The following is a 23,009-nucleotide window of genomic DNA, read 5'->3' as shown; positions in this document are numbered from 1 at the left end:
ATAATAGATAAACCTATATGTGAGATTTGCAAATTCTGGTATAGTAAAGAAAACTACCATTTGTACTGGGTAATATGGTGAGGCTGAAATTCCTACCGCGAATAGGTTTGAAGGAGTGAATGAAAGTGGCTGGTATGTACGAAGTCAGCATACGAAGAAAATTGATTCTATTATTCTCCTCTATCTCTGTGCTTCTGATCGGCATCAGCATCGCTTCACTGGTCTATTTGAATAACAGCCTCAACAAGCTTTCTGGTACACTGGACAGCGAGATGTACCAGAGCTCCAAACAAATCCTTAGTAAAGATCATGGTCCTCATCAGACGGAGCTGAGTTATACCGAACAGTTGGGCCATGAATTCCAAAGCAAGAAAGTCACCCTGTTTGCCCTATTCACAATTCTATTATCCGGACTCCTTTTGGTCATTATTTATCTGGGCCGCAAAATCCTTACTCTCCAAAATGAAAAACTGGAGGAACAGAACCTCTATCAGTTGATCGGTGAGAAAATGTCCGACTTCATTATTCTGACTGATCCGAACGGCCTGATTCTGTACGCCTCCCCTTCCCACTCAGCTATTCTGGGCTATGTTCCACAAAAAGGCGCGCCTCTGTCCAATTATATCCGTGAACCGGAAATCGCCTGGGCCAAGCTGAAAAGCATTGTCCAGGGAACACCGCGGACCTCAGAGCTTCGCATGCGTGGATCCGAGGGGCATTGGGTATGGCTGGAGACCAAAGTCACACCTGTGCAGGACAGTGGTGCCTTTCCAGCGCAATTCATGCTGGTATCCCGGGAAATTACCCAGCGGAAGCAATATGAAGAACGGCTGCACAAGCTAGCCTTCTATGATCATCTGACCTCCATCCCCAATCGAGCGCATTTCATCATGTACATGGAAAATCTGATCTCGCAGCCACCGGAGCGCAGACAGGAAGTTGCCCTTGCAATGCTCGACTGCGACCGTTTCAAACAGCTTAATGATACACTCGGTCATCTTGCCGGTGACGAGTTCCTGCAGTTACTCTCAGGTGAGCTGCAGCAGACGGTCAAAGGCGTGGGCCAGGCCTTCCGCATTGGTGGAGATGAATTCGCAGTGGTACTACACCGCTTCACAAGCCCTGAACGACTTGAGGAAATGCTGAAACGAGTGCTTCATCTGTTCAGCAAATCATGGTCCTTACAGAATAGCTCCGACTTTCACACCTCGGCCAGCATTGGCGTAGCGCTCTACCCCCAGCACGGCAACACCATCAATGAACTACTGCATGCCGCCGATGTTGCAATGTACTACTCCAAGAGCTGCGGCGGTAATCAGTCCAATCTCTACAATCAGAATATGGAAGAAGAATATGTTGTGCAAAAGAATGACTGAGGCGGCAGACTGCTTCTCCCCAATAATTAAAAGGCTATTCACCAGGACTACCGCTACGATAGGACCGGATGAACAGCCTTTTTGAATTTACACTCATTGTATACTTCATCTTAGTCGCGCTTCCGCTTAGGCACTTCCATGTTGGCAAAGCAGCCGATCTCCGTTAGGTCATTAGCTGCAAATGTTCAACGGTCGCCCCGCCGTTCCCTTGTTCACGCTCCAGGATCAACACCCGGATGACATCTTCCCCTGGGGGACAATCGATAAAGCGATCGCCTTCCCCGTCTTTCTCTTCCCAGTCATTCAGGCGCAGAATGTAGCCAATGGATTCCACTTCAGGCATCACTTCTATGCGGGCTACCGCACGTCCATCCTCCAATGCCCGAAAATCACACTGACCATCCTGAATGCCAGTATCCCATACCCACAAGTTCCAGCCCCGGTAATCGCCATCCGGACGCTCATAATGCACCTCGACTGTCTTGGACCGGGGGGCCGGTTCTCCATACACATCGTATAGCACCATCATGGACAGCCCTTCAATCTCGACCTCGCTGCCTTCAATCAGCCGGAAAGCATCTTGACCGGCAGCAGAGTGATCCGCCACCACATTCCAGCGTTCAGCCACATTTGGAAGACTAAGAGTTACAGCCCCTGGATTGGCGTTAAATATAACAACAATATTCCGCCACGAGTCGCCCCCCGCATGATTTTTGAGTATATAGGATACAATCCCGCTGTCACAGCGCAGAATTTCCAGACAGCGTTCAATCTCCTCACGTCCGTGCAGACGGAAGGCCGGATGGGACCGCCGCAAGGCAATCAAGCCTTTATAATATTGAAATACAGGTTTGAATACCTGCTTGTTACCCCAACGAATCCCATTGATGGCATCGCTGCTCCGGTAGCTGTTATGGTCGCCATATTTGCTGCGTAGCAGTTCATCCCCGGCATGGAGGAATGGTATACCCTGTGAAGTCAGCACAATCCCATTGGCCAAAAGAGAACGGCGAACCGTTTCATTCTTCAAAACATCCCCTTTGTCCACAGTGACATAGGGATCAGCCAACGCGACAGCAGCCTCTACGCTGCCTCCATTCTTCAGCCTACCGTTCTCCAGTTCCGGCAGCGCGGCATTTTCGCGCAGGCCTTGAACGGTCAATATTTTATCCCACAGGTTGAGGTTATCATGAGCTGTAGTATAGTTCACTGTCTCCACCGGCGAGTCGGCAAAATCATAAATGGCCCCCTGAATACCTGACGCAACCTCACCTTCCTTACCATATTCCCCGGTGGCAAAGCCCTTACCCCAGCCGTCGCTATCCCCTTTAATGGCGGAACGAAAGTTGTCATTGAACACTGCGTAACCTTTGCCTCGCTGCGCACCCTTCAGCGTTTTGTCCGGCAGTGGGGAATCTCCGCCCGTCCACGGTTCGCCGTACAGCAGCAGTTCGGGATTGATCTCCAGCCGCAGTTCCTCGGCAATCTCCCGCATCGTTACACGATCCATCAGTCCCATAAGATCAAACCGGAAGCCGTCAATATGATATTCTGTTGCCCAGTAGGCCAGGGAATCTTTAATATATTTGCGCACCATCGGAAGCTCCGTAGCGACTTCATTTCCTACGCCTGAACCATTCGATAATTGGCCGTACACATCACGGCGGTAGAAATAATCTGGCGCCAGACCATCAAAGGGTCCTTTTTCCACCGAAAAGGTATGGTTGTAGACTACATCCATGATGACAGCGATCCCGTGACTATGCAGCGCCTGCACCAGTTCCTTAAGTTCAAGGATACGGGCAGCCGGATCAGAAGGATTAGTGCTATAAGAACCTTCCGGGACATTATAATTCTGCGGGTCATAACCCCAGTTATAGTCGGTAAAATGCGGAGCTGCCGCACTTGGGCCATCCTGCTTCAGCTCGTCAACTGTCTGATAATCGAACACTGGCAGCAAATGCACATGAGTGATGCCCAGCTCGACCAGATGGTCAATACCGAGGGTATTTCCGTCCGCATCCGTTAGTCCGGTTTCTGTGAAAGCTTTGAAAAGTCCCTTGTACTGCATGCCCGAGCTACTGTCTGAGGAGAAATCACGCACATGCAGCTCATAAATAACAGCGTCTGCCGGATGAGCCAACCTTGGCGAGATATCGCTATTCCAATGCAATGGATCGGTATCTCTCAGGTCTACAATCGCTGTCCGCGTACCGTTAGCCGATACGGCCACTGCATAAGGGTCTACGGCCTCCCGGATGGTTCCATCGGAGAAAACAGCCCGGTACATGTAGTACTTCCCTTTGACATCATCGTGAACCGTGGCTTGCCATACGCCGGTAACCTGGCGTTGCATCTGAACGATCTTACCGTTGTCCTTGATGCCGCTTCCAGTTTCCGGAAGATTATTTCCACCGGTCTCATACAACACCAGGGACACGGCAAAGGCCGCAGGTGCCCAAACTTTAAATACACTGCTCCCAGGTGTATACGTTAGACCCAGATCCTTGTCCTCGTAAAGCTCCACCGCAGATTCTGCATTTATATAATTGCTGTTCATTTGTAATCACCATCCTGAGTCACTCCCTGTCTTGAAACAAGGAGCTTTTAAGTCCATATATTTCCATTAGACGCCATATTAATACTTGCACTGCTCTGCAAGACATCTATAAGTAATCAGGTATTTGCTTCTACTCATGACTCGTTGGGCCCCTACATATTACTATAATATGTAACCGTAAGTTCACATGTCTGGGTGTATCACTATACTTCCTACCTACTACTATACTATCGGCGTACACCACTGTGCATTTAAGTTGTCCAAAGAACACACAACCGTTGTATAGAAAGTATAAAGTCCGCCAGATAACAGAATCAAATTTCATAATGCGGATTTCAATCCGAAAATTTCAATCCGAAATGGACTTATGAAATTGATTCTCCTGCATAAAATATTGGCGGAGTACCCCGACCCATAAAAAAAACCGGCCCCGAAGGGCCGGCAAAAGAGTTCGGAAAAGTGAGTAAAACGGGAAAACCTTGGCGAAATCTTACTTGTTGATACTTTGCACCAGCGCAGCCACTTCTTCAGCAGTGCCGAGTTGCAGCGCTTTAGCAGCCAATTCCTTCATATCAGCAGCGGACAGCTTGGAAATCTGGCTGCGCGCCGGCAGGATGGAGGTGGCACTCATGCTGAATTCATCAAGACCGAGACCCAGCAGCAGCGGAATCGCTGTGCTGTCACCAGCCATCTCGCCGCACATGCCGGTCCATTTGCCTTCGGCGTGGGCAGCATCGATGACGATTTTGACGAGACGCAGGATAGCCGGGTTGTACGGCTGATACAAATAGGATACCTGCTCATTCATCCGGTCAGCGGCCATTGTGTATTGGATCAAATCGTTCGTTCCAATACTGAAAAAGTCCACTTCCTTGGCGAATTGGTCAGCCAGCACTGCAGTGGATGGAATTTCCACCATAATGCCGAGCTGGATGTTCTCGGAGACTTCCTTGCCTTCCGCAATCAGCTTGCTCTTCTCTTCAAGCAGCAAATCGCGGGCTGCACGGAATTCACCAAGCGTAGCAATCATCGGGAACATGATCCGCAGATCACCGTGCACGCTTGCTCTCAAGAGTGCGCGAAGCTGTGTGCGGAAAATATCCTGACGATCCAGACAAAGTCGGATCGCACGGTAGCCGAGGAATGGATTCATTTCCTTCGGCAGATCCAGATACGGCAGTTCCTTGTCACCGCCGATGTCCAGCGTACGCACAACAACCGGCTTGCCTTTCATGTTCTCCAGCACCGTGCGGTACGCATTGTACTGAACCTCTTCGGAAGGCAGCTTGTCACGGCCCATGTAGAGGAATTCTGTACGGTAAAGACCTACGGCTTCCCCGCCATTGTCGATAACTCCGTTCACATCGTTCGGAGTTCCGATGTTCGCAGCCAGTTCCACATGCTTGCCATCCGCTGAAACGGTCGGCTCATCACGAAGCTTTTTCCATTCTGCAATTTGCAAATTGTAAGCTTCTTGCTTCTTCTTATATTCAGCAACTACATCGTCAGTTGGGTTAATAATGACATCCCCGTTAAGTCCGTCCACGATCACAAGATCGCCAGCCTTCACCTGGGAGAGAACACTCTTCGTTCCGACAACAGCCGGAATCTCCAACGAGCGGGCCATAATCGCCGAGTGGGAAGTACGCCCACCAATGTTAGTCGTGAAGCCCTTAACATACTGGCGATTTAGTTGCGCCGTATCCGATGGCGTCAAATCTTCAGCAATGACAATAGTCTCTTCACTGATCTCGGCTGGGCTGATATAGTGAATGCCCAGCAAATGGTTCAGCACACGCTTGGTCACATCTCGCATGTCGGCAGCGCGTTCCTGCAGGTACGCGCTCTTCATGTTCTCGAACATTTCAATAAATTGTGCGGCAACCACATTCAAAGCATAATCTGCATTGACCAGTTCCTCACGAATTTTATCAATAACAGGGCTTATCAGCTCTGGGTCTTCAAGAATCAGCAGATGTGATTCGAAAATCTCCGCTTTCTTCTCGCCCAGTTCAGCCAAAGTGCGTTCCTTGATGGCCGTAAGCTCGGCTTTGGACTTTTCCAATGCATCATTCAGCTTGGCAACTTCCGCTTCAGTATCGGTGATGACAGCCTTCGCAATGGAGTAATCCGGGTGTTCCAGGATAAACGCACGGGCTACTGCAATCCCTGCTGAAGCCGCGATTCCTGAAATCTTACTCATGAACTTCTCCCAGCCCTTCTTTAACCATGATTTCTTGAAGTGCGTTCAAAGCTTCTGCTTCTTCGCTGCCTTCAGTAATCAGAGTCAAGGTATCGCCAGCTTCAAGACCAAGGGACAATACTCCCAGAATAGATTTCAGTGTTACTTTCTTGCCTTTAGCTTCCGCAAAAGCTTCAGTACCTTTGAATTTTGTAGCTGTATTCACCAGCGCTGTTGCCGGACGAGCGTGAATTCCATCTTCGTCGATAATTCTGAATGTTGTTTGCATAATATCCAACTCGCTTTCTAGGTATAAGTTAATTTATGGTGAAAGACCTTGCACTCCCTTTAAATTATAAAGGAAGTGCCAGGCCATTGCACATTATTGGATGGTGATGATATCCTTGTCGCCAATGGATACCTTACCTGGTTTCTTGAGCGTAACGGAGGAACCTTCAGGCAGATTAGAGAATATAACCGGTGAAATAACGGAAGGCGCATGAGCCCTCACATACTCCAGGTCCACTTCCATAATCGGCTGTCCAGCCGCTACAAGATCCCCTTCTTCTACAAGAATAGTGAACCCCTGCCCTTTTAGCTTAACGGTGTTCACACCGATATGAACAAGAACTTCTTTGCCCCCATCAGACATGATGCCGATGGCATGCTTGCTTGGGAATACGTTGAATACCTTGCCGTATACCGGTGAAGCGATTTTACCGTCATCCGATAGGAAGGCGAAGCCATCACCCGTCATTTTTTGCGAGAACACGGCATCTGGCACCTGCGTAATATCCAGCAGTTCTCCGTTTACTGGTGACACAATATCCTCAGGAATGATTGCATCGCCCTCTTCACCAGCTTGCTTCTCAAGCACTGGCTGCGGGTCAGCTGTGACCGGAGACGGCGTTCTGCCGCTAATGACATCCTGAATCTGTGACTTGATTGTATCGGAACGGGTGCCAAAAATCGCTTGCACGTTGTTACCGACCTCCAGCACACCAGAGGCGCCCAGCTTCTTCAGCCGATTCTTATCGACCCCGCCTTTATCCTTAACCTCGACCCGCAGGCGGGTGATGCAGGCATCCAGATGGGTAATGTTCTCTTTACCACCCAGGGCGGCCAAAATATTACGCGGCAGATCATCTCCGCTGGTTGACACGCTGGCCGTATTCACCTCGGTGTCTTCACTCTTGTCTTCACGACCCGGTGTCTTGAGGTTAAACTTGCGAATAACGAACCGGAATCCGAAGTAGTAAATCACCGCGAGAACAAGTCCTACCGGAATCACCAACCACCAGTGTGTACGGTTCGGGATAATCCCGAAGAGCACAAAGTCGATAAAACCGCCGGAGAACGTCATCCCAATCTTCACATTCAGAAGATGCATTGTCATAAAGGAGAGTCCTGCAAATACGGCGTGTACCGCAAACAATAGCGGAGCTACGAACAGGAATGAGAATTCCAGCGGCTCGGTAATCCCCGTCAGGAACGAGGTCAGCGCAGCGGAAATCATCAAGCTGCCGACAACTTTCTTGTTCTCCGGTCTTGCCTCATGGTAGATCGCCAGCGCCGCAGCGGGAAGTCCGAACATCATAAACGGATATTTACCTGTAGTAAACGTACCTGCTGTGAACGGCACACCATCGCGAAGCTGTTGCATGAAGATGCGCTGATCTCCGCGAATCAGGTCACCTGCCTTATCGACATAGCTGCCGAACTCATACCAGAACGGCGAATAGAAGATATGGTGCAAGCCGAACGGAATGAGCGAGCGCTCGATCAAACCGAAAATAAAGGCGGCAAGTGTCTTGTTTGTATCAATCATGCTCTGCGATACATAGTTCAAACCATGCTGGATCGGTGGCCATACCAACGTCAAGACAAGACCAAGGATCAATGACGTAACCGCAGTCATGATTGGAACGAATCGTTTACCTGCGAAGAATCCAAGGTAGGATGGCAGTTCGATTTTGAAAAACCTAGTGTACATTGAGGCCGCTAGTATCCCGACGAGAATACCGCCAAAGACCCCGGTCTGCAGTGTTGGAATCCCTAGCACATTAGCATAGGCAAAATTGCCCTGGCTGAGTACGTAATCATTAACGCCTACTACCGTACCCATCGTAATGTTCATTACGAGATAACCAATGATTGCAGCAAGCCCCGCCACACCTTCACCGCCAGCCAAACCTATGGCTACACCGACTGCGAATAGCAGCGACAGATTGTTAAAGACTACTTGCCCCGAGTTCATCAATACGTTAGCAATGGCTTGAACTACGCTATTCTCCAGCGCAGGCACGTATTGAAGAAAGTCAGGGTTCACCAGCATATTGCCGATCCCAAGAAGCAGGCCAGCCGCTGGCAAGATCGCCACTGGAAGCATCAGCGCTTTGCCGACTCTTTGCAGGACGCCAAATAGCTTTTTGAACATTGTGGTCACTTCCTTAGTTTCTTTATGTTCATTCAACAGAAGCCAACAAAGTCAAAAAAGGCATGAGCAATACAGCATACAGGTTGTAATCTAACTCTAAAGTTAGATTACCCCAACAGGGGATTAAACAACCAAAATACTGTAAATCACTCATGCCTGATCGTATCAGTTACACGTTGGATATTCTGTTTTGTTTCTTAACTGAAACCAGTTTAGCACCGTTTATTTGAACTTGCAAGTCACTTTTGCAAAAAAAGTCATTGGCCGTCAGTGCTCTGCCGCATATCTGCCTCATCTTCTTTTTTCTGCGCCAGACGCTGCAAATGTATCGTCAGGTAGCTAACCTCTGCGGGGTACACAGGGATGCGCATACGCTGCTCAATCACCTTGGTCAACTTCCAGGATAACGAATACATCTCAGGATACTCACGCTTCATAAGCCCATCTAGCGACGACGTCTCCAGCACCGCTTCTCCCCGGCGCAGTCTCTCCAGCACAAACCGCAGATGAGTTACCAGCCGGGAGTAATCCAGCGATTCGCGCGGAATATGGTACTCGAGAATGTTCTCCACCAGATTCACAAGGTCCCCGATGAGCTGGGAATGCTCCTTGACCTCCGAGATATGTCTGTTGCTGATCGCACTGACAATATGCAATGCAACGAAACCCACTTCATCTGCCGGAAGCGTAACGCCCATAGCCTCGTTAATCCGATCGACCGCGTATTCAGCCATGCTGTATTCCTCGGGATAAATCTCCTTGGTCTCATACAGAAACGGATTATGGATGGCAATGTCCTGTTCATGGCGACGTATGGCAAATGAGATATGGTCAGTAAGGGCAATATGAATATGCTCATTCAGCGGCTGACGGCTGCTATGCATGATATGAAGTACAATCTCCTGAACTACCTCAATCAGCCTCTCATCAACTTGGGGGACGAGCTGTTTATATTGTTCCTGCTCCTCACGGCTGCGGAGAATGAACATCTTCTCTACGGAGGACAGATTTATATGATCGCGTACTTTGCGGTTAAAGCCAATCCCCTTACCAATCACGACTACTTCGGCATATTGGGGATGCTCGGCAATGATAACATTGTTATTCAATACCTTGGCTACGGTGATACTGCTCAATAAAGACACCTCTTTTAGTTATGAATCCCCACTGCTGGAAGCAGCCATTTCGTTAAAGGGCACTAGTAGATTATACATGTGCAGCCAACCCCACAGCAAGGCTTAGGGAAAAGAAGGGCCTACTGAACCATTAGCATTACTAGGAAAAACAACACAAGCAGGATTAGGAAAGGCATTACACAAGTAAGCAATGCTTTCCAGGCAGAGAAGCGGTGTGCTTCTCCAATAGCCTTCATGGTGATTACCAAACCCCAGACTCCAAATACTAGCTCCAGGACTACGCAAGTAAAATAAACCACCAGTGCGGCTATGTTGCTCTCCAGTGTCGGCATCTCTGAGGTGAACATCTCTTTGCCAAGGAATAGCAACTCAGGAATCCACAGCAAGCCGAGCAGGACTGCCGGCATAAACAACCCTCGTGCCAGCGCCGTTTGCAGCTCTGCCCGGCTGCCTCTCCCTCCCAGCCAACCTCCAATTATTTTCAGCAGGAAGCTGCCTACATAAAGCGTAAACAGCCCGACGACGATGCCCACTGGGATGGACATCAGGAAGATCGTAGGCAGTGACATTTCGTCTCCGAAGTTCTTGGAAGATGCACGCCCCAGCGCACTTAGAAATCCTGCGGCCATAGACAGCCAGATCATATTCCGGCGCGGGTTCCCGGAATCCAGAAATCCCCGGATCGTCCGGCGCGGTGCAGTCCAGACGGCCAGCCATGGTGTCCGACTGGCTTTGGCTGGAGAGGTGTTATTAATATCAAGCTCAGTGTTCATTCAGTTAGCTCCTTTGGGTATCTTGTTATATTGCTACGTTGTTATGTATAGCAAACACGGGGATGATACCGTCTGAACAACAAAATATGTCCGGCAAATTGCCGGACATATTTCACTGCAACTATATTAGGTATTCTCTATTCCCCAGGTTTTTCCTCTACGGCTGCTTTGAAATTAGTGACAGGCGCTTGAACCGAAGCTACCGGAGCCACGGCAGACACAGGAGTAGATTGTGATTGGCCCACCGATGCCGGAGCAGCTTTACGAGTCAGTCCTTTGATCAGTTCTTCCACATCAATACCGGAGACGCTCTTCAGCATTTCAGGCGCAGTGGACATGAGCTGGGTCACATAATTGCTGACCCGGGCTGCGCCCTCGCCGTTGCCGGTATCGACCACTGTAAGCTTGTCGATAGATGCCAGCGGCTCGGCAATTTTGCCCGCCAGTTCCGGCAGCATCTTGACGATGATATCCAGCACGGCAGCTTCGCCGAACTTCTGGAACGCTTCCGCCAGCTTCTCCTTGGCTTCTGCTTCCGCCAGACCGCGCAGACGGATAACTTCGGACTCCGCCTTACCTTTGGCCAGCTCCGCATCCGCAATCGCTTGGCCCTCAAGCCGCTTCTGCTCCGAAGTCGCCTTCGCCTGCGTCTCGATGCTGTATTGCACCGCATCAGCCTCACGCATTCTTTTCGCCTTATCGGCTTCTGCCGCCTGCTCTACCGCGTAGCGATCTGCCTCGGCCTTCTTCTTCACTTCCGCATCGTACTGCTTCTCGCGAACCTGAATCTCTTTCTCTTGCAGGTCAATCTCCCGCATCTTACGAACGAGCTCAACCTTCATCTGTTCTTCTACCACAGTCTGCTTGGCGCGCGCCTCTTGAATATGGTACGCCTGGTCAGCTTCCGCCTTCGCCGTGTCCTGATCGCGTTTGAAGGCTGCCACCTTCAACTGGTTCTCCTTGGAAGCTTCAGCGATATTCGTATCACGCAGCAGTTCCGCCTTCTGCCCTTGTTCCTCGGCGTTGGCCTTCTGGATACGCGCATCCCGCACGGCTTCCGCTTCAGCAATCTCCGCGTCCCGCTTCACGGCAGCAATCCGCGGCTTCCCGAGTGCATCCAGATAACCGTGCTTGTCTCGAACGTCCTTAATAGTAAAGGAGACAATTTGCAGACCCATTTTCTTAAGATCCCGTGCCGCTACACCCTGTACCTCCTGTGCGAACCGGTCACGGTTACGATATACTTCTTCAACGGTCATGGTACCGAGTATGGCCCGCAGGTGACCTTCCAGCACTTCCTGAGCTTCGCTCTTCAGGGATTCAATCGGCTTACCCATGAACTGCTCTGCGGCAGTCGCTACGTCTTCAGTAGAACTTCCAACCTTGATGATCGCCACACCGTCGGCAATAACCGGCACACCTTGCTCTGTATACACTTCCGGTGTCGTTACATCCAGCTTATGAGACAGCAAGGACATGAATTCAGCCTTCTGAAAGATGGGAAGAATAAAGGCGCCGCCCCCGCGGACAATTTTGATTTTCCGGCCGGAGCCGTCATCGGAAATATGATTATTGCCAAGAAATGAACCCGTAACGATCATCGCTTCATCCGGTCCCACCGTTTTGTAACGAGCCCAGAACGCTATACCGAGCACCAGCAGAACACCAACAACGACAGCAGGAATTAATAAATAGTCAGGTATTTCAAACATTAAATATCCACTCCTCTTCTCTCTTCAAATTCTGACACCAGTGCTACACCATCGTTGACATCGATCACAACAACCTTGGTTCCGGCCAATAAGGGCCGATGGTCAAAGCTGGACGCCGTATGCAAACTGTTGCCAGCTCCGAATTTCACCATGATCTCTCCATAGCCCTCTGCCGGGATGGGAATCGTAATCTCCCCGATCATTCCAGGCAGGTCCTGCATAGAGAATCCATTTGAGGTCTGGCTCTTATCCATTGGTTTCACGAACCCCAGGAACAAGAGCACCCCCATGAATGCAGCAGTCAGCAGGGATAAAGCGACAATCGGCCCGTCATCAAGTGTGCTGTAGCGGGTTAGCAGAATACCAGCGCCGCCGAATACGGTCACTGCCCCTGCCAGGACGGTGGGATTAAGAAAATCAAAGGACACAATATCGAAAATTCCATCCAGTGCACTTCCGATCAGATCTCCCACCAACACGCTGACTATGGCAAAAATGACGCCTAGCGCCAAGCAGCCCAAATACAGCGTTTGCATAGTTTTCTCCTCCCGTCTTTGTTCCGGACTGTCATACTATATTAAACGTGAAAAGTTCGTCCTTGGTTTCACAAACTTTGGATTTTTTTCTAGGAATCCCTTTGAATACGCTTGTAATGCCGGTTCCACTTGCAAACATAACCCTTAAGAGCGATAGGCGCACAATTATTATTATATTACAATATGCTCAAACCTAATTTTAAAGTGGCAAAAATCCATGAAGAGGTGATGAACGTGAAAGTACGTACAGTAGGAATTTTCCTGTTTGATGATGTTGAGGTGCTTGATTTCGCCGGACCCTTCGAAGTGTTCGCCGTAACCGTTACCCAGCGTTCTACACCCGAAGCTTTCGCGCCCTTCTCTGTTACGACTGTCTCTGAGCAGGGGGGAATGGTCACTGCCCGTAATGGGTTAAAGGTCACCACCGATTACAGCTTTTCAAGCGCGCCCTCATACGACATTCTCGTCATTCCTGGAGGGATGGGTACTCGTAGGGAAGTGCATAACCCGAACGTGATTTCCTGGATACAGGAAAAGTTCCCGGAGGTAGAGCTCATGACTTCGGTCTGTACAGGGTCTTTCTTGTTAGCGGAAGCAGGCATTTTAGAGGACAAAGCCGCCACCACCCACTGGGCTAGCATCGAACGAATGAGAGAGACTTATCCATCTGTTAGGGTCGAAGAGAATACGAAGTTTGTGGACGCTGGAAAGATCGTCACTTCAGCAGGTATATCTGCTGGTATTCATATGGCCTTTCACGTCGTTCAGCGACTGCTGGGCACAGATGTGGCTCAAAACACCGCTAAACACATGGAGTACGATATTCAGTTCTAGTTTAATTTTTTGTTAAAATGAACGTCCCTGGCATAAAAAAACAGCCCAGACTCTTAACAAGCCCAGGCTGCTAATATTATATTATGACGCTTGTCGTTAAAGCGACATTGTATAAATCTCTACAACATCCTCACGGTTCAGCTTGCGGAAGTTGCCGAAAGGCCCAAAGCGCATCGCCTTGTCCGCCATCACGCCAATTTGGCTGTCGTCGATTTCGTAATCGGCCAATGTTTTCGGTGCCCCGATGGAATCCCAGAACCGGCGCAGCGCTTCAATGCCCTCAAGTCCAATCTCTTCGTCAGTCTTGCCTTCAGGGTTCACGCCAAAAGCATTAACCGCCAGCTTGCGGAAACGGGCCGGATTGCTGGACAAGTTATATTTCATCCATTGCGGGAACAAGATCGCTAGTCCGCCGCCGTGTGGAATGTCGTATACTGCGGAGACTGCATGCTCAATATTGTGTGTGGCCCAGTCGCCGGCAAATCCCATGCTAACCATTCCGTTCAGCGCCATAGTGCCACAGTAGAGGATGGTCTCACGAAGCTCATAGTTCTCAAGGTCTTCCACCAGCTTAGGTCCGGTTTCAATCACAGTACGGAGCAGACCCTCACAGAATCCATCCTGCGCGAGCGTGTTACCGTCTGTGTGGAAATAATGCTCCAATACGTGGGACATGATGTCTACCATGCCATAAACAGTCTGATCACGAGGCAGGGTAAAAGTATGCACGGGATCAAGAATGGAGAACGCCGGATAAGCATGAATGCTGCCCCAAGCCAATTTCTCTTGCGTAACTTCGTTCGTAATAACAGAACCACCGTTCATCTCCGAACCAGTGGCAGCGATTGTCAGAACCGTACCCAGCGGCAGAGCAGCTTGTGGTACCGCCTTGCGTTCCAAGAAGTCCCACATATCGCCGTCATACTTGGCACCCACTGCAACGGCCTTCGCACAGTCGATTACACTTCCCCCACCTACGGCCAGGATGAGATCAATGTTGTGTTGATGACAGAGCTCCACCCCTTTATGTACTGTGGAAAGACGAGGATTCGGCTCCACGCCGCTAAGTTCAGTAATCTGCACATCCAGTTCCTTGAGATGAGCAATAACTTTATCGTAAAGGCCGCTGCGCTTAATGCTGCCGCCTCCATACATCAACAGTACGTTCTTTCCGTACTTGGGAACTTCATTACGCAATGCTTCCAAGGTATCCCGGCCAAAGATCAGCTTCGTCGGGTTGTAGAATTCAAAATTCCGCATGTGTACAGGCCTCCGTAATTTCTTGAATTGGTAATGCACCCACTATTATAGACTTCTGTCTGTCTCCTTTCAAATCGGTGACGAAAAATAACCAGATATACAAACAGTAGCATCGTCTCTACAGTAGGAATTCCCCTTGTTGTGGGGAGATGATCCTTGTGAAATACATAAAAAACAGGGATGCTGAGGAGTTCACGACTCCAAGCATCCCTGCCTGCAAGATTGTAGAATAGATTACTGTGCTCCAAAGCTGCCGACAAACCGGCGGAAAGCCGCTTGCCCTTCCGGAGTGCGCTTGTAGACACCGGCATGCTCAAGAATCTGTGTGAATTTGATACCGACTTCGTTCTGTACCGTCTTCACAGCAGCTTCCCGTTCCAGGGAAGTGCCGAAACGTTCGGCCAGTTCCTCCACCCAGGCTGCATGCAGCGCCAGTGGATGATCAGCATTACCTTTTAACGCCTCACGAGAAGCCGTATCCCCGGCAAGAATGCCAGCGATAGCATCCAGCTCTTCCTTCAGGCGGCCAGGCAGAATCGCCAGACCCATGACTTCGATCAAGCCAATATTCTCTTTCTTGATATGGTGCATCTCCCGGTGCGGGTGGAAAATCCCCTCAGGATACTGCTCGCTGGTCCGGTTGTTGCGCAGCACCAGATCCATCTCGAAGCTTCCGTCTTCACCGCGACGCACAATCGGCGTGACCGTATTATGAGGCTGCTGCTCGCCATCCACTTCGCTGAAAGCGAAAACTTCGGCTTCAGGGTCACTGTAAGCTTTCCAAGCCTCATAGATGGCATTGCCGCATTCCAGCAGCACGGCCGGGTCCTGGCTGTTCATGCGCAGTACAGACATCGGCCACTTCACAATGCTGATGCTCACGCCCGGATAATCCGGATGGCTGAAGGTATCTTCCTTCGGTGCCTTCTGGATCGGGAACGTATGACGTCCGCCCTGGAAGTGGTCATGCGTCAGGATCGAACCGCCGACGATCGGCAGATCGGCATTGGAACCGATAAAGTAATGCGGGAAAGATTCCACGAAGCCAAGCAGGCGCTTCAGCGTATCCTTGGTCAATTTCATCGGCACATGGTCATGATGGAACACAATGCAGTGCTCATTGTAATAAACATAAGGAGAGTACTGGAACAACCATTTCTCCTTATTGAGTTCCAACGGAATAACGCGCAGATTCTGGCGTGGCGGGTGGTTGACCCGGCCGGCATAACCGACATTCTCACGGCAGAGCAGGCATTTCGGATAGACTGGCGGCGGAAGCAGCCGGGCCATCGCGATTTCCTTTGGACTCTTCTCAGGCTTGGAGAGGTTGATCGTCATCTCGATGTCCCCATAAGACGACTCCTGCAGCCAGTAGACGTTCTTGGAGATGCGGTCCATACGGATATAATTGGAATCAATGCTCAGCTTATAGAAACGATCCGTTGCAGCCTCAACGCCCTGTTCCTGTCTCAAACGATTGAACTCCTCGTTCACTTCCGAAGGACGGGCCATTAGCTGGCCCATAATCTTGGCATCCAACAGATCCCGGTAAGTATCGCTGTTCTCCGGGAACAGACCGATTTCGAAGCCGTAATCAATCAATTGGTCCAGAGGACCTTGCGGGCCTTCCAGCACCGCCTGATCCACTTCTCCGGCAAAGGGCTCAGTGAACCCAAACTGGTCCAGCAGCAGGTTGCGACTATAATCAATATCCGCAGGCTTGATGAGGTCTTGCCGCAGAGCAAACAGAACCAACTGCTCTATAGCATGCAGTGCCTCTTGCCCGGAAGCAGCCGTTATCTTCTCGTTGTCCATTTCAATTCTCCTTCATAAAGGGTGTGTGTGAACGCAGTCTTAAACAGGCTGCGGTTCATGGGAATGGGAGTCGTCCCTTATTCCCCGTACCCTTGCGGATTAGCCGAATGCCAGTTCCATGCGCTTTGGATGATGTTCTCCAGATCCGCATGCTGCGGATTCCAACCTAGTACAGAGCGAGCCTTCGCGGATGAAGCTACAAGTACAGCCGGATCGCCAGCACGGCGTTCCTGAATGACTACAGGAATTTCTAAGCCGGTCACTTTTTTAGCTGTTTCAATGACTTGCTTCACGGAGAAGCCCAGGCCGTTGCCAAGGTTGAATACGTTGCTGTCGTTTCCGCTGCGCAGATAACTCACTGCACGAACATGGGCGTCAGCCAGATCGCTGACATGAATGTAGTCGCGTACACAGGTCCCGTCTTCCGTCGGATAGTCGTCACCGAATACGGCAATGCTCTCACGCTGCTTCAACGCAGTTTGCAGTACCAGCGGAATCAGATGGCTCTCTGGACGGTGGTCTTCCCCGATCTTGCCGCTGGCATGTGCACCTGCGGCGTTGAAGTAACGCAAAGCCACATATTTGATGCCGAGCACTTTATCGAACCAGGACATCATGCGCTCCATGGTCAGCTTGGTCTCACCGTAGACATTCGCAGGCTCGGTGCGGTCAGTCTCTTCAATCGGCACCTTTTCCGGTTCGCCGTAGGTTGCGGCCGTGGAGGAAAAGACGATTTTGTCCACGCCTGCCTTCTGCATAGCTTCCAGCAGACATTGGGTGCCATAGACGTTGTTGTCATAATATTTAACCGGGTCCTTCATGCTTTCGCCCACCAGGGAACTGGCCGCAAAGTGAATGACCGCCTCAATGTTGTTCTCGGAGAACAGCTTGGCCAATAGTTCCTTGTCGCGCAGATCGCCTTCGTACAATTTTCCGCCCAGCAATGCCTCGCGATGTCCTGTCAGCAAATTGTCGATGACTACAACTTCTTCGCCGCGTTCCAGAAGCTCAGCTACTGTGTGGGAACCGATATATCCGGCTCCGCCCGTTACCAGAATCGCCATGTTTACTTCTCCCCCTTCAGTTCTTCTACGCCATTGCCGATGCCGCATACATAGAACTCGCCAGTCAGACCGGATCTTTCCTTGTAAGCCGCGCCTACTTCACTAATAAAGCGTTCCACATCATCTTCATGCACCAGGGATACCGTACAGCCACCAAAACCCGCACCCGTCATGCGCGCGCCAAGCGTACCTGGAATGCGCTGTGCTTCTTCCACCATGATATCCAGCTCCGTACAACTTACTTCGTACAGATCGCGAAGGGAAGCATGGGAATCATTCATGTACTGGCCGAACTGCTTCAGGTCGTTGTTCTTCAGCACTTCTACCGAATCAAGCACGCGCTGGTTCTCTTCCACCACATGGCGAGCGCGGCGTCTTACCGTCTCGTCAGCAATCTTGTCCTGGTGAGCCTCGAACTGCTCACGTGTGAGCTGGGCCAGATAGGACAGGGACGGAACTTCTTTTTGCAGAATGGACAGGGCTTCATCACATTGCTGACGACGCTCATTGTACTTGGAATCCACCAAGCCTCTGCGTTTATTCGTATTACCGATGATCAGTTTATAGGAACCGGTCACGAAAGGCACCAGGTTGTATTCAAGCGTATCGCACATGAGCAAAATGGCATGATCGCGCTTGCCGTTAGCAACGGCGAACTGGTCCATGATTCCGGAGTTCACGCCAACATATTGGTTCTCGGCACGCTGGGAGAGCAGGGCAATCTCAACAGTGTCGGTATCGCCGCCTTCAAGTGTCAGGAATGCATAGGCGGTTACTACTTCAAGCGATGCGGAAGAAGACAAGCCTGCTCCGTTCGGGATATCCCCATGGAACAGCAGGTCGTAGCCTTGCGTCAGCGGTTGGTTCTTCTTCTGCAATTCAACCATTACGCCGATCGGGTAATCCACCCACTCACCGGTCTTGGACTTGCCAATATCACTGAAATCTATAGATGCTTCGTAAGGGAAGTTAGTCGATGCAAAAGTGACCTTGCTGTCACTGCGCGGACGCACGATCAGCGTGGTACCGAATTCAAGTGCTGCCGGAAGCACATATCCACCGTTGTAATCCAGGTGCTCACCAATGAGGTTGACACGGCCCGGCGCGTAAAACACGCTTGCTTCCTTGCTGCTCTCCCCATATTTTTCGATAAACTTCTGGCTAAGTTGTTGTATGCTCATAAATGCCACTCCATCCTTTCACTATTTGCGATCGCGGGATTTGGTAATGCTTTCTTTCTGCTTATATTATAATAAAATCAGACTTGGTCTGATAATGCAATCATGTGTGTAATGTATGGATATATGTGACTTTTCCGGATATAATCAATACTAAAAACACAGCCTGCTGACCAACATTTTTCCGAGCAGCCGATAAAAGGGGTTGTCCTGCCTTATGGATTCATCCGGTTCCCATTCATATACCTATTCCGTTGGCTCTAATCCCGTCTCTTACGACAGCCAAACACTGCATGTACTGTTCGCTGGCGAGAGCCAGACACTGCCGCTGCATCAGGCCGGTCCCAAGATCTACGATTATTATCTGCTCCACTTCATTGAATCAGGGTCGGGCAGCTTTCATACGGAGCAACACAAGTACGAACTGGGCGAAGGAGACTGCTTCCTGATCCATCCTGCCCAGTTGGTTAGCTATATCTCCGATCCGAATCAGCCTTGGCGCTATCGCTGGGCAGCTTTTACCGGAGCGGAGGCCGACCGGCTGGTACAGCAGGCCGGGTTCAGTCCCGACACGCCAGTGCTGGCCGCTGCCGAGGGCAGGGTGATTCCCGATGCGCTAGCGGGGATGATGGGCGCCTTCAATGCTAACCGGGAGAGTGCGCATCTCACCTCACTAGGCTATTTGTATCTCATTATAGGAGAAGCAGCAGAGCGTTTATCCACTCACTCGCGTCTGCCCGGTACGGGCTCACAGGTGCAGCGGACCGTGAAGCAGATGATTCACTATATGTCCTCCCAGTATGCCCATCCTGTCTCTATTGAACAAATGTGCGACAGCCTGGGTTATAACCGGGCCTACCTGTCCCGGGTGTTCAAGCAGGAGACGGGCTTATCCCCGGTGACCTATCTGTTGAAACTGCGTATTGATAAATCCAGGCAGCTGCTGCGGGAACGCCCGGAGCTGTCTGTAGAACAAGTAGCGTCTTCGGTTGGCCTGACGGATGCGCTGTATTTCTCGCGCCAGTTCAAGCGCTTTTGCGGCCAGTCCCCGACGGCTTACCGCATCGCCACAGCGAGACGGGGAGACAATTCCTCACGCTAATCATTTTCACTGGAACCAAGCGCTCCTCCCAGCGTTAACATTAGGCATAATAACAGCCCGTTTCTGCACAAGGAAACGGGCTGTTTGAGCCTGCCATACGCCGCTTTGGTTATAACTCAGCTTGATCTTCAGTGCCACCTTTGGGAGGGTGTTGCGCACCCCCATACTCGCTCGGCGTAAAATCCGTATTCATTCGGGAGCAGAGAGCGACTTTCCTCAATTTATATAGATTGCATTGAACAACACACTATTATAGAGCACACCAAACAACATAGCATAACTGGAAAATGACTCCAACGTCTCAGTAACGGTCATCTCGTAGCTTACGAAGGTGACAAATGCGCCAAGAAGGTCAACTTCACTCGATAAGGGATGGAATAACGGGAATGGCTCCTGTTATTTTGAATCAATTATTTTCTTTTTTTAATATAACTGGAAAAAATCCCGTTAATCCTCTCACAACTACCCAATTTACGGAGAAAAGAGGTTTTTAACTGGAGAAATTCCTGTTATTCATCAATAAATACGGAAAAGGGAAGCATTAACGTTATTTTTTCCCGTTATTCAAGCCCCTCTTAATTTTCTAGCGTACTAAACTACTTACTGCCTTTTTGAACCTTAGAGAGCCCCTTGTACTCTTAAGCATTGTGAAAAAACAACAATCAAGACTCCCGCAGTAACTCCCCCACCTTGCCAAGCACCTGACCGATACGATCTGTAATGATAAGATTCGCACGGCGATCATATGGTGTAGGTTCTCCATTCAACAGTACTGTATGTCTTCCGCGAAAATAAGTAATCAGGCTAGCTGCCGGATGCACGGTCAACGAGGTGCCGCCGATCAGCAGCAAATCGGCCCCCCGGATGGCCTCCACACTCTCTGTAAGTACCGTATAGTCCAGTTCCTCTTCATAGAGCACCACATCCGGCCTAACAATGCCTCCGCAATCCGGGCAGCGGGGCACGATGTCTTTGCTCGCTACAATCTGCTCCAGCCCGTAATCACGGGCGCAATCCATGCAGTAGTTCCGGTGAATTGAACCGTGCAACTCCAGTACCCGGCGACTGCCCGCTTTCTGATGCAGACCGTCAATATTTTGCGTAATGACGGCTTTGAGCTTGCCTTGCTGCTCCAGCTCCGCCAGCAGAAGATGCGCCCCGTTCGGCTGAGCCTGCGGATGAATCATTTTACTGCGGTAGAAATCAAAAAAAATGTCCGGTGAGGACATGAAAAACGTACGGCTAAGCATCTCCTCAGGGGGATAAGGCGACTGATGCTCGGTCTGATACAAACCTGCCGCAGAACGAAAATCGGGAATTCCGCTTTCTGTGGAAGTACCCGCCCCGCCGAAGAAAACTATAGATTCACTATCTTTGATCCAGGAAGTCAAGGTTTGTAATTGATCCATGGGCATTCAGTCCATCCTTTCTTTACTATACTTAGGAAGAAATCGATAGTTCATGGAAGCCCGAAATCACGATATCGGCATCCAGCAGATGTGCGCTTCCGCCGTCTTGACCCGCAATACCGATGGCCAGCGACACACCTGCGCCTTTAGCGGTCTGCATATCCGCATTACTGTCCCCGATCATTACGGTCTCCCCGGGATTCAGGCCAAGCTCGATGCAAGCCTTCTCCGCCATTTCGGGGTCCGGTTTGCCGTTTACTACATGGTCTCTCGTCACTACTGTCTGAAAATAAGCTGCGATCCCAAGCCACTCCAGCTGCTCCGCCGTCGTCTTAGTTCCATCTGAAGTCACTACCCCCAGCTTCAGCGAGGCATCCGCACATTGCTTCAGGAAGGGCAGCAGCCCCTGTAGCGGATACGCCGCCTGTCTCTTGCGCAGCTCATTCATCGCGTCCTTGGCGATATGCTTCACCTTTGCTAAGGCTTCGTTCCACGAAAGGCCTGAGGCATACAGCTGCCACGCCAGCAGCCCCTCCGTTTCTCCCGCCGTTGCCATAGAGAACGGTCCGGAGGGGTCATAGCCAATTACCTTCCCGCTATCATCGTGGATGGTACCGAGCAGTCCAGATATTCCGCCTTCCAGTGTCCTGCCCCTAATTGCAAGCTGCGTTTCCATTCCGCGCAGAACCAGTTCCGCCCAAAGTCCCCATGTAGCCAGGATATCCAGCAATGTGCCGTCTTTATCAAAGAGAATGCCCTGGCAAGGAATAGTCGTATGATTCACATGTAATAAAGGCATGTTGTCATTGTCCCCCAGTCTATCGGTTAGCCCAGATTACTCAACCAGTCGAGCAGTGCGCGAACCGTGCGGCTCTGCTGCTCTTCCTCGGAGATTGTGGCTTCACCATCTCCCTTTTGCTTGCCATAGCTGCCAAACTGGGCATGATTACCGCCCTCCACAGAGTAATAAATGGTATTGTCCGGCAGGTAAGAGCGTCCTTTGCGGTAGCTGGTCCTATTGATTACCCCATCCTCCGTGCCCAGGATCGACAGAACCGACAGTGTAGTATCTTTCAGACTGCCTTTCTCATCAGGATAGGACGCCAGAAAGAACACACCTTTAAGTTGACCAGGATGTTCTGCAGCATAACGGGAAGCCATAACGCCTCCCAAAGAGTGACCGCCCAGTACAAAGGTAAGCTTGGGATGCACACGGATAATCTCTTCCGCCGCATCTCCCTTCGTCACCGCAAGATTAAATGGCATCTTGGCGATATACACGGGATGCCCGGCCATGGCGATGGCCTTCGCTAGCGGGGAGTAGGCTTCTGCTTCCACCAGCCCGCCAGGATATAGAATTACCCCTGCACCTGTGGCCAGACCCGGTTCAAAGGATATCCAGTTGTCGTTCTGCTCCACCGAAATGCCCCCGCCTGAGATGAGAGCCGTTTCAGCGCTCTGCTCAGGTGCGTAGGGCGTCAAGTACCTCCATAGAAGCAGCCCCGCAGCGACGAGAATGATCAATAGGATGACGAACACGCGGCGTTTCGTTATTTTACCCTTCACATATGTCCACTCCCGGCTGGTTCTGCATATACTGCTTCCTCTTAATATGAAAATTATAGTTGAATCGGT

18 protein-coding genes are annotated in these 23,009 nt (G+C 50.6%); 3 read left to right on the top strand and 15 right to left on the bottom strand.

The features are described 5' to 3' along the window. The first annotated feature begins 134 nt into the window (after positions 1–134). Positions 135–1,376, top strand: a complete 1,242-nt coding sequence (locus HPT30_RS25470) for a sensor domain-containing diguanylate cyclase (protein ID WP_246317464.1) — start codon at positions 135–137, stop codon at positions 1,374–1,376. 163 nt (positions 1,377–1,539) lie between these two features. On the opposite strand, the gene pulA is transcribed toward HPT30_RS25470, so the two are convergent. The 8 genes from pulA to HPT30_RS25430 form a co-directional block, all read right to left on the bottom strand. Beyond that, entirely contained in the window at positions 1,540–3,936 is a 2,397-nt protein-coding gene (gene pulA, locus HPT30_RS25465) for a type I pullulanase (protein ID WP_175374106.1), read from the bottom strand. Between the two features lie 490 nt (positions 3,937–4,426). Then, positions 4,427–6,139, bottom strand: coding sequence for a phosphoenolpyruvate--protein phosphotransferase (ptsP, locus tag HPT30_RS25460; protein WP_175374105.1), 1,713 nt, complete (start codon positions 6,137–6,139; stop codon positions 4,427–4,429). Beyond that, on the bottom strand, positions 6,132–6,407 hold the full coding sequence (locus HPT30_RS25455; protein WP_175374104.1) for an HPr family phosphocarrier protein: 276 nt from the start codon (positions 6,405–6,407) through the stop codon (positions 6,132–6,134). The genes ptsP and HPT30_RS25455 overlap by 8 nt, the downstream gene beginning before the upstream one ends. A 93-nt stretch (positions 6,408–6,500) precedes the next feature. Continuing rightward, the gene (gene ptsG / locus HPT30_RS25450; protein ID WP_175374103.1) at positions 6,501–8,555 is read right to left on the bottom strand and encodes a glucose-specific PTS transporter subunit IIBC; all 2,055 of its coding nucleotides are present in this window, start codon (positions 8,553–8,555) and stop codon (positions 6,501–6,503) included. Between the two features lie 257 nt (positions 8,556–8,812). Further along, complete coding sequence (glcT, locus tag HPT30_RS25445; protein WP_175374102.1) at positions 8,813–9,691, bottom strand: glucose PTS transporter transcription antiterminator GlcT; 879 nt, start codon at positions 9,689–9,691, stop codon at positions 8,813–8,815. Positions 9,692–9,810: 119 nt separating this feature from the next. Then, on the bottom strand, positions 9,811–10,464 hold the full coding sequence (locus HPT30_RS25440) for a Yip1 family protein (protein WP_175374101.1): 654 nt from the start codon (positions 10,462–10,464) through the stop codon (positions 9,811–9,813). Between the two features lie 137 nt (positions 10,465–10,601). Continuing rightward, entirely contained in the window at positions 10,602–12,176 is a 1,575-nt protein-coding gene (floT, locus tag HPT30_RS25435; protein WP_175374100.1) for a flotillin lipid rafts scaffold protein FloT, read from the bottom strand. Continuing rightward, complete coding sequence (locus HPT30_RS25430; protein ID WP_175374099.1) at positions 12,176–12,712, bottom strand: NfeD family membrane protein; 537 nt, start codon at positions 12,710–12,712, stop codon at positions 12,176–12,178. Before HPT30_RS25430 ends, floT begins: the two co-directional genes overlap by 1 nt. Before the next feature lie 228 nt (positions 12,713–12,940). Between HPT30_RS25430 and HPT30_RS25425 the strand changes: the two genes are divergently transcribed. Continuing rightward, a complete protein-coding gene (locus HPT30_RS25425; protein ID WP_175374098.1) occupies positions 12,941–13,546 on the top strand; it encodes a DJ-1/PfpI family protein in 606 nt (201 codons plus the stop codon). Positions 13,547–13,642: 96 nt separating this feature from the next. Here the strand turns inward: HPT30_RS25425 and HPT30_RS25420 are convergent, their stop codons facing one another. From HPT30_RS25420 to HPT30_RS25405, 4 genes are all read right to left on the bottom strand, one after another. Further along, a complete protein-coding gene (locus tag HPT30_RS25420; protein ID WP_175374097.1) occupies positions 13,643–14,806 on the bottom strand; it encodes an iron-containing alcohol dehydrogenase in 1,164 nt (387 codons plus the stop codon). A gap of 234 nt (positions 14,807–15,040) precedes the next feature. Next, positions 15,041–16,621 carry a UDP-glucose--hexose-1-phosphate uridylyltransferase gene (locus HPT30_RS25415; RefSeq protein ID WP_175374096.1) on the bottom strand — a complete coding sequence of 527 codons (1,581 nt, stop codon included), beginning with the start codon at positions 16,619–16,621 and terminating at the stop codon, positions 15,041–15,043. Between the two features lie 77 nt (positions 16,622–16,698). Continuing rightward, positions 16,699–17,685, bottom strand: coding sequence for a UDP-glucose 4-epimerase GalE (gene galE / locus HPT30_RS25410; RefSeq protein WP_175374095.1), 987 nt, complete (start codon positions 17,683–17,685; stop codon positions 16,699–16,701). A gap of 2 nt (positions 17,686–17,687) precedes the next feature. Next, positions 17,688–18,866 (bottom strand): galactokinase, encoded by a 1,179-nt coding sequence (locus HPT30_RS25405; RefSeq protein ID WP_175374094.1) that lies wholly within the window; start codon positions 18,864–18,866, stop codon positions 17,688–17,690. Between the two features lie 214 nt (positions 18,867–19,080). Between HPT30_RS25405 and HPT30_RS25400 the strand changes: the two genes are divergently transcribed. Beyond that, the gene (locus HPT30_RS25400) at positions 19,081–19,965 is read left to right on the top strand and encodes an AraC family transcriptional regulator (protein ID WP_175374093.1); all 885 of its coding nucleotides are present in this window, start codon (positions 19,081–19,083) and stop codon (positions 19,963–19,965) included. Positions 19,966–20,627: 662 nt separating this feature from the next. On the opposite strand, the gene HPT30_RS25395 is transcribed toward HPT30_RS25400, so the two are convergent. Genes HPT30_RS25395 through HPT30_RS25385 form a run of 3 tightly spaced genes read right to left on the bottom strand, consistent with a single transcriptional unit; the run spans position 20,628 to position 22,940 of the window. Then, positions 20,628–21,374 carry an NAD-dependent protein deacylase gene (locus HPT30_RS25395; protein WP_175374092.1) on the bottom strand — a complete coding sequence of 249 codons (747 nt, stop codon included), beginning with the start codon at positions 21,372–21,374 and terminating at the stop codon, positions 20,628–20,630. A gap of 31 nt (positions 21,375–21,405) precedes the next feature. After that, positions 21,406–22,173 carry an HAD family hydrolase gene (locus HPT30_RS25390; RefSeq protein WP_175374091.1) on the bottom strand — a complete coding sequence of 256 codons (768 nt, stop codon included), beginning with the start codon at positions 22,171–22,173 and terminating at the stop codon, positions 21,406–21,408. Positions 22,174–22,199: 26 nt separating this feature from the next. Continuing rightward, the gene (locus tag HPT30_RS25385; RefSeq protein ID WP_175374090.1) at positions 22,200–22,940 is read right to left on the bottom strand and encodes an alpha/beta hydrolase; all 741 of its coding nucleotides are present in this window, start codon (positions 22,938–22,940) and stop codon (positions 22,200–22,202) included. Between the last annotated feature and the right edge of the window lie 69 nt (positions 22,941–23,009).

This window comes from Paenibacillus agri, from assembly GCF_013359945.1.
In the GTDB taxonomy this organism is placed as follows: Bacteria; Bacillota; Bacilli; order Paenibacillales; family Paenibacillaceae; genus Paenibacillus_AQ; species Paenibacillus_AQ agri.
The sequence above is the reverse complement of the archived record's forward strand: the minus strand, read 5'-3'. Positions and strand labels throughout refer to the sequence as shown.

Excerpts from the sequence above, each read along its gene's own strand:
- floT (WP_175374100.1), bottom strand. The coding sequence starts at position 12,176 with ATGTTTGAAATACCTGACTATTTATTAATTCCTGCTGTCGTTGTTGGT.
- HPT30_RS25395 (WP_175374092.1), bottom strand. The coding sequence starts at position 21,374 with ATGGATCAATTACAAACCTTGACTTCCTGGATCAAAGATAGTGAATCT.
- HPT30_RS25390 (WP_175374091.1), bottom strand. The coding sequence starts at position 22,173 with ATGCCTTTATTACATGTGAATCATACGACTATTCCTTGCCAGGGCATT.
- HPT30_RS25400 (WP_175374093.1), top strand. The coding sequence starts at position 19,081 with ATGGATTCATCCGGTTCCCATTCATATACCTATTCCGTTGGCTCTAAT.
- HPT30_RS25425 (WP_175374098.1), top strand. The coding sequence starts at position 12,941 with ATGAACGTGAAAGTACGTACAGTAGGAATTTTCCTGTTTGATGATGTT.
- galE (WP_175374095.1), bottom strand. The coding sequence starts at position 17,685 with ATGGCGATTCTGGTAACGGGCGGAGCCGGATATATCGGTTCCCACACA.
- ptsP (WP_175374105.1), bottom strand. The coding sequence starts at position 6,139 with ATGAGTAAGATTTCAGGAATCGCGGCTTCAGCAGGGATTGCAGTAGCC.
- HPT30_RS25440 (WP_175374101.1), bottom strand. The coding sequence starts at position 10,464 with ATGAACACTGAGCTTGATATTAATAACACCTCTCCAGCCAAAGCCAGT.
- HPT30_RS25420 (WP_175374097.1), bottom strand. The coding sequence starts at position 14,806 with ATGCGGAATTTTGAATTCTACAACCCGACGAAGCTGATCTTTGGCCGG.
- pulA (WP_175374106.1), bottom strand. The coding sequence starts at position 3,936 with ATGAACAGCAATTATATAAATGCAGAATCTGCGGTGGAGCTTTACGAG.
- HPT30_RS25455 (WP_175374104.1), bottom strand. The coding sequence starts at position 6,407 with ATGCAAACAACATTCAGAATTATCGACGAAGATGGAATTCACGCTCGT.
- HPT30_RS25430 (WP_175374099.1), bottom strand. The coding sequence starts at position 12,712 with ATGCAAACGCTGTATTTGGGCTGCTTGGCGCTAGGCGTCATTTTTGCC.
- ptsG (WP_175374103.1), bottom strand. The coding sequence starts at position 8,555 with ATGTTCAAAAAGCTATTTGGCGTCCTGCAAAGAGTCGGCAAAGCGCTG.
- HPT30_RS25470 (WP_246317464.1), top strand. The coding sequence starts at position 135 with ATGTACGAAGTCAGCATACGAAGAAAATTGATTCTATTATTCTCCTCT.
- HPT30_RS25405 (WP_175374094.1), bottom strand. The coding sequence starts at position 18,866 with ATGAGCATACAACAACTTAGCCAGAAGTTTATCGAAAAATATGGGGAG.
- HPT30_RS25415 (WP_175374096.1), bottom strand. The coding sequence starts at position 16,621 with ATGGACAACGAGAAGATAACGGCTGCTTCCGGGCAAGAGGCACTGCAT.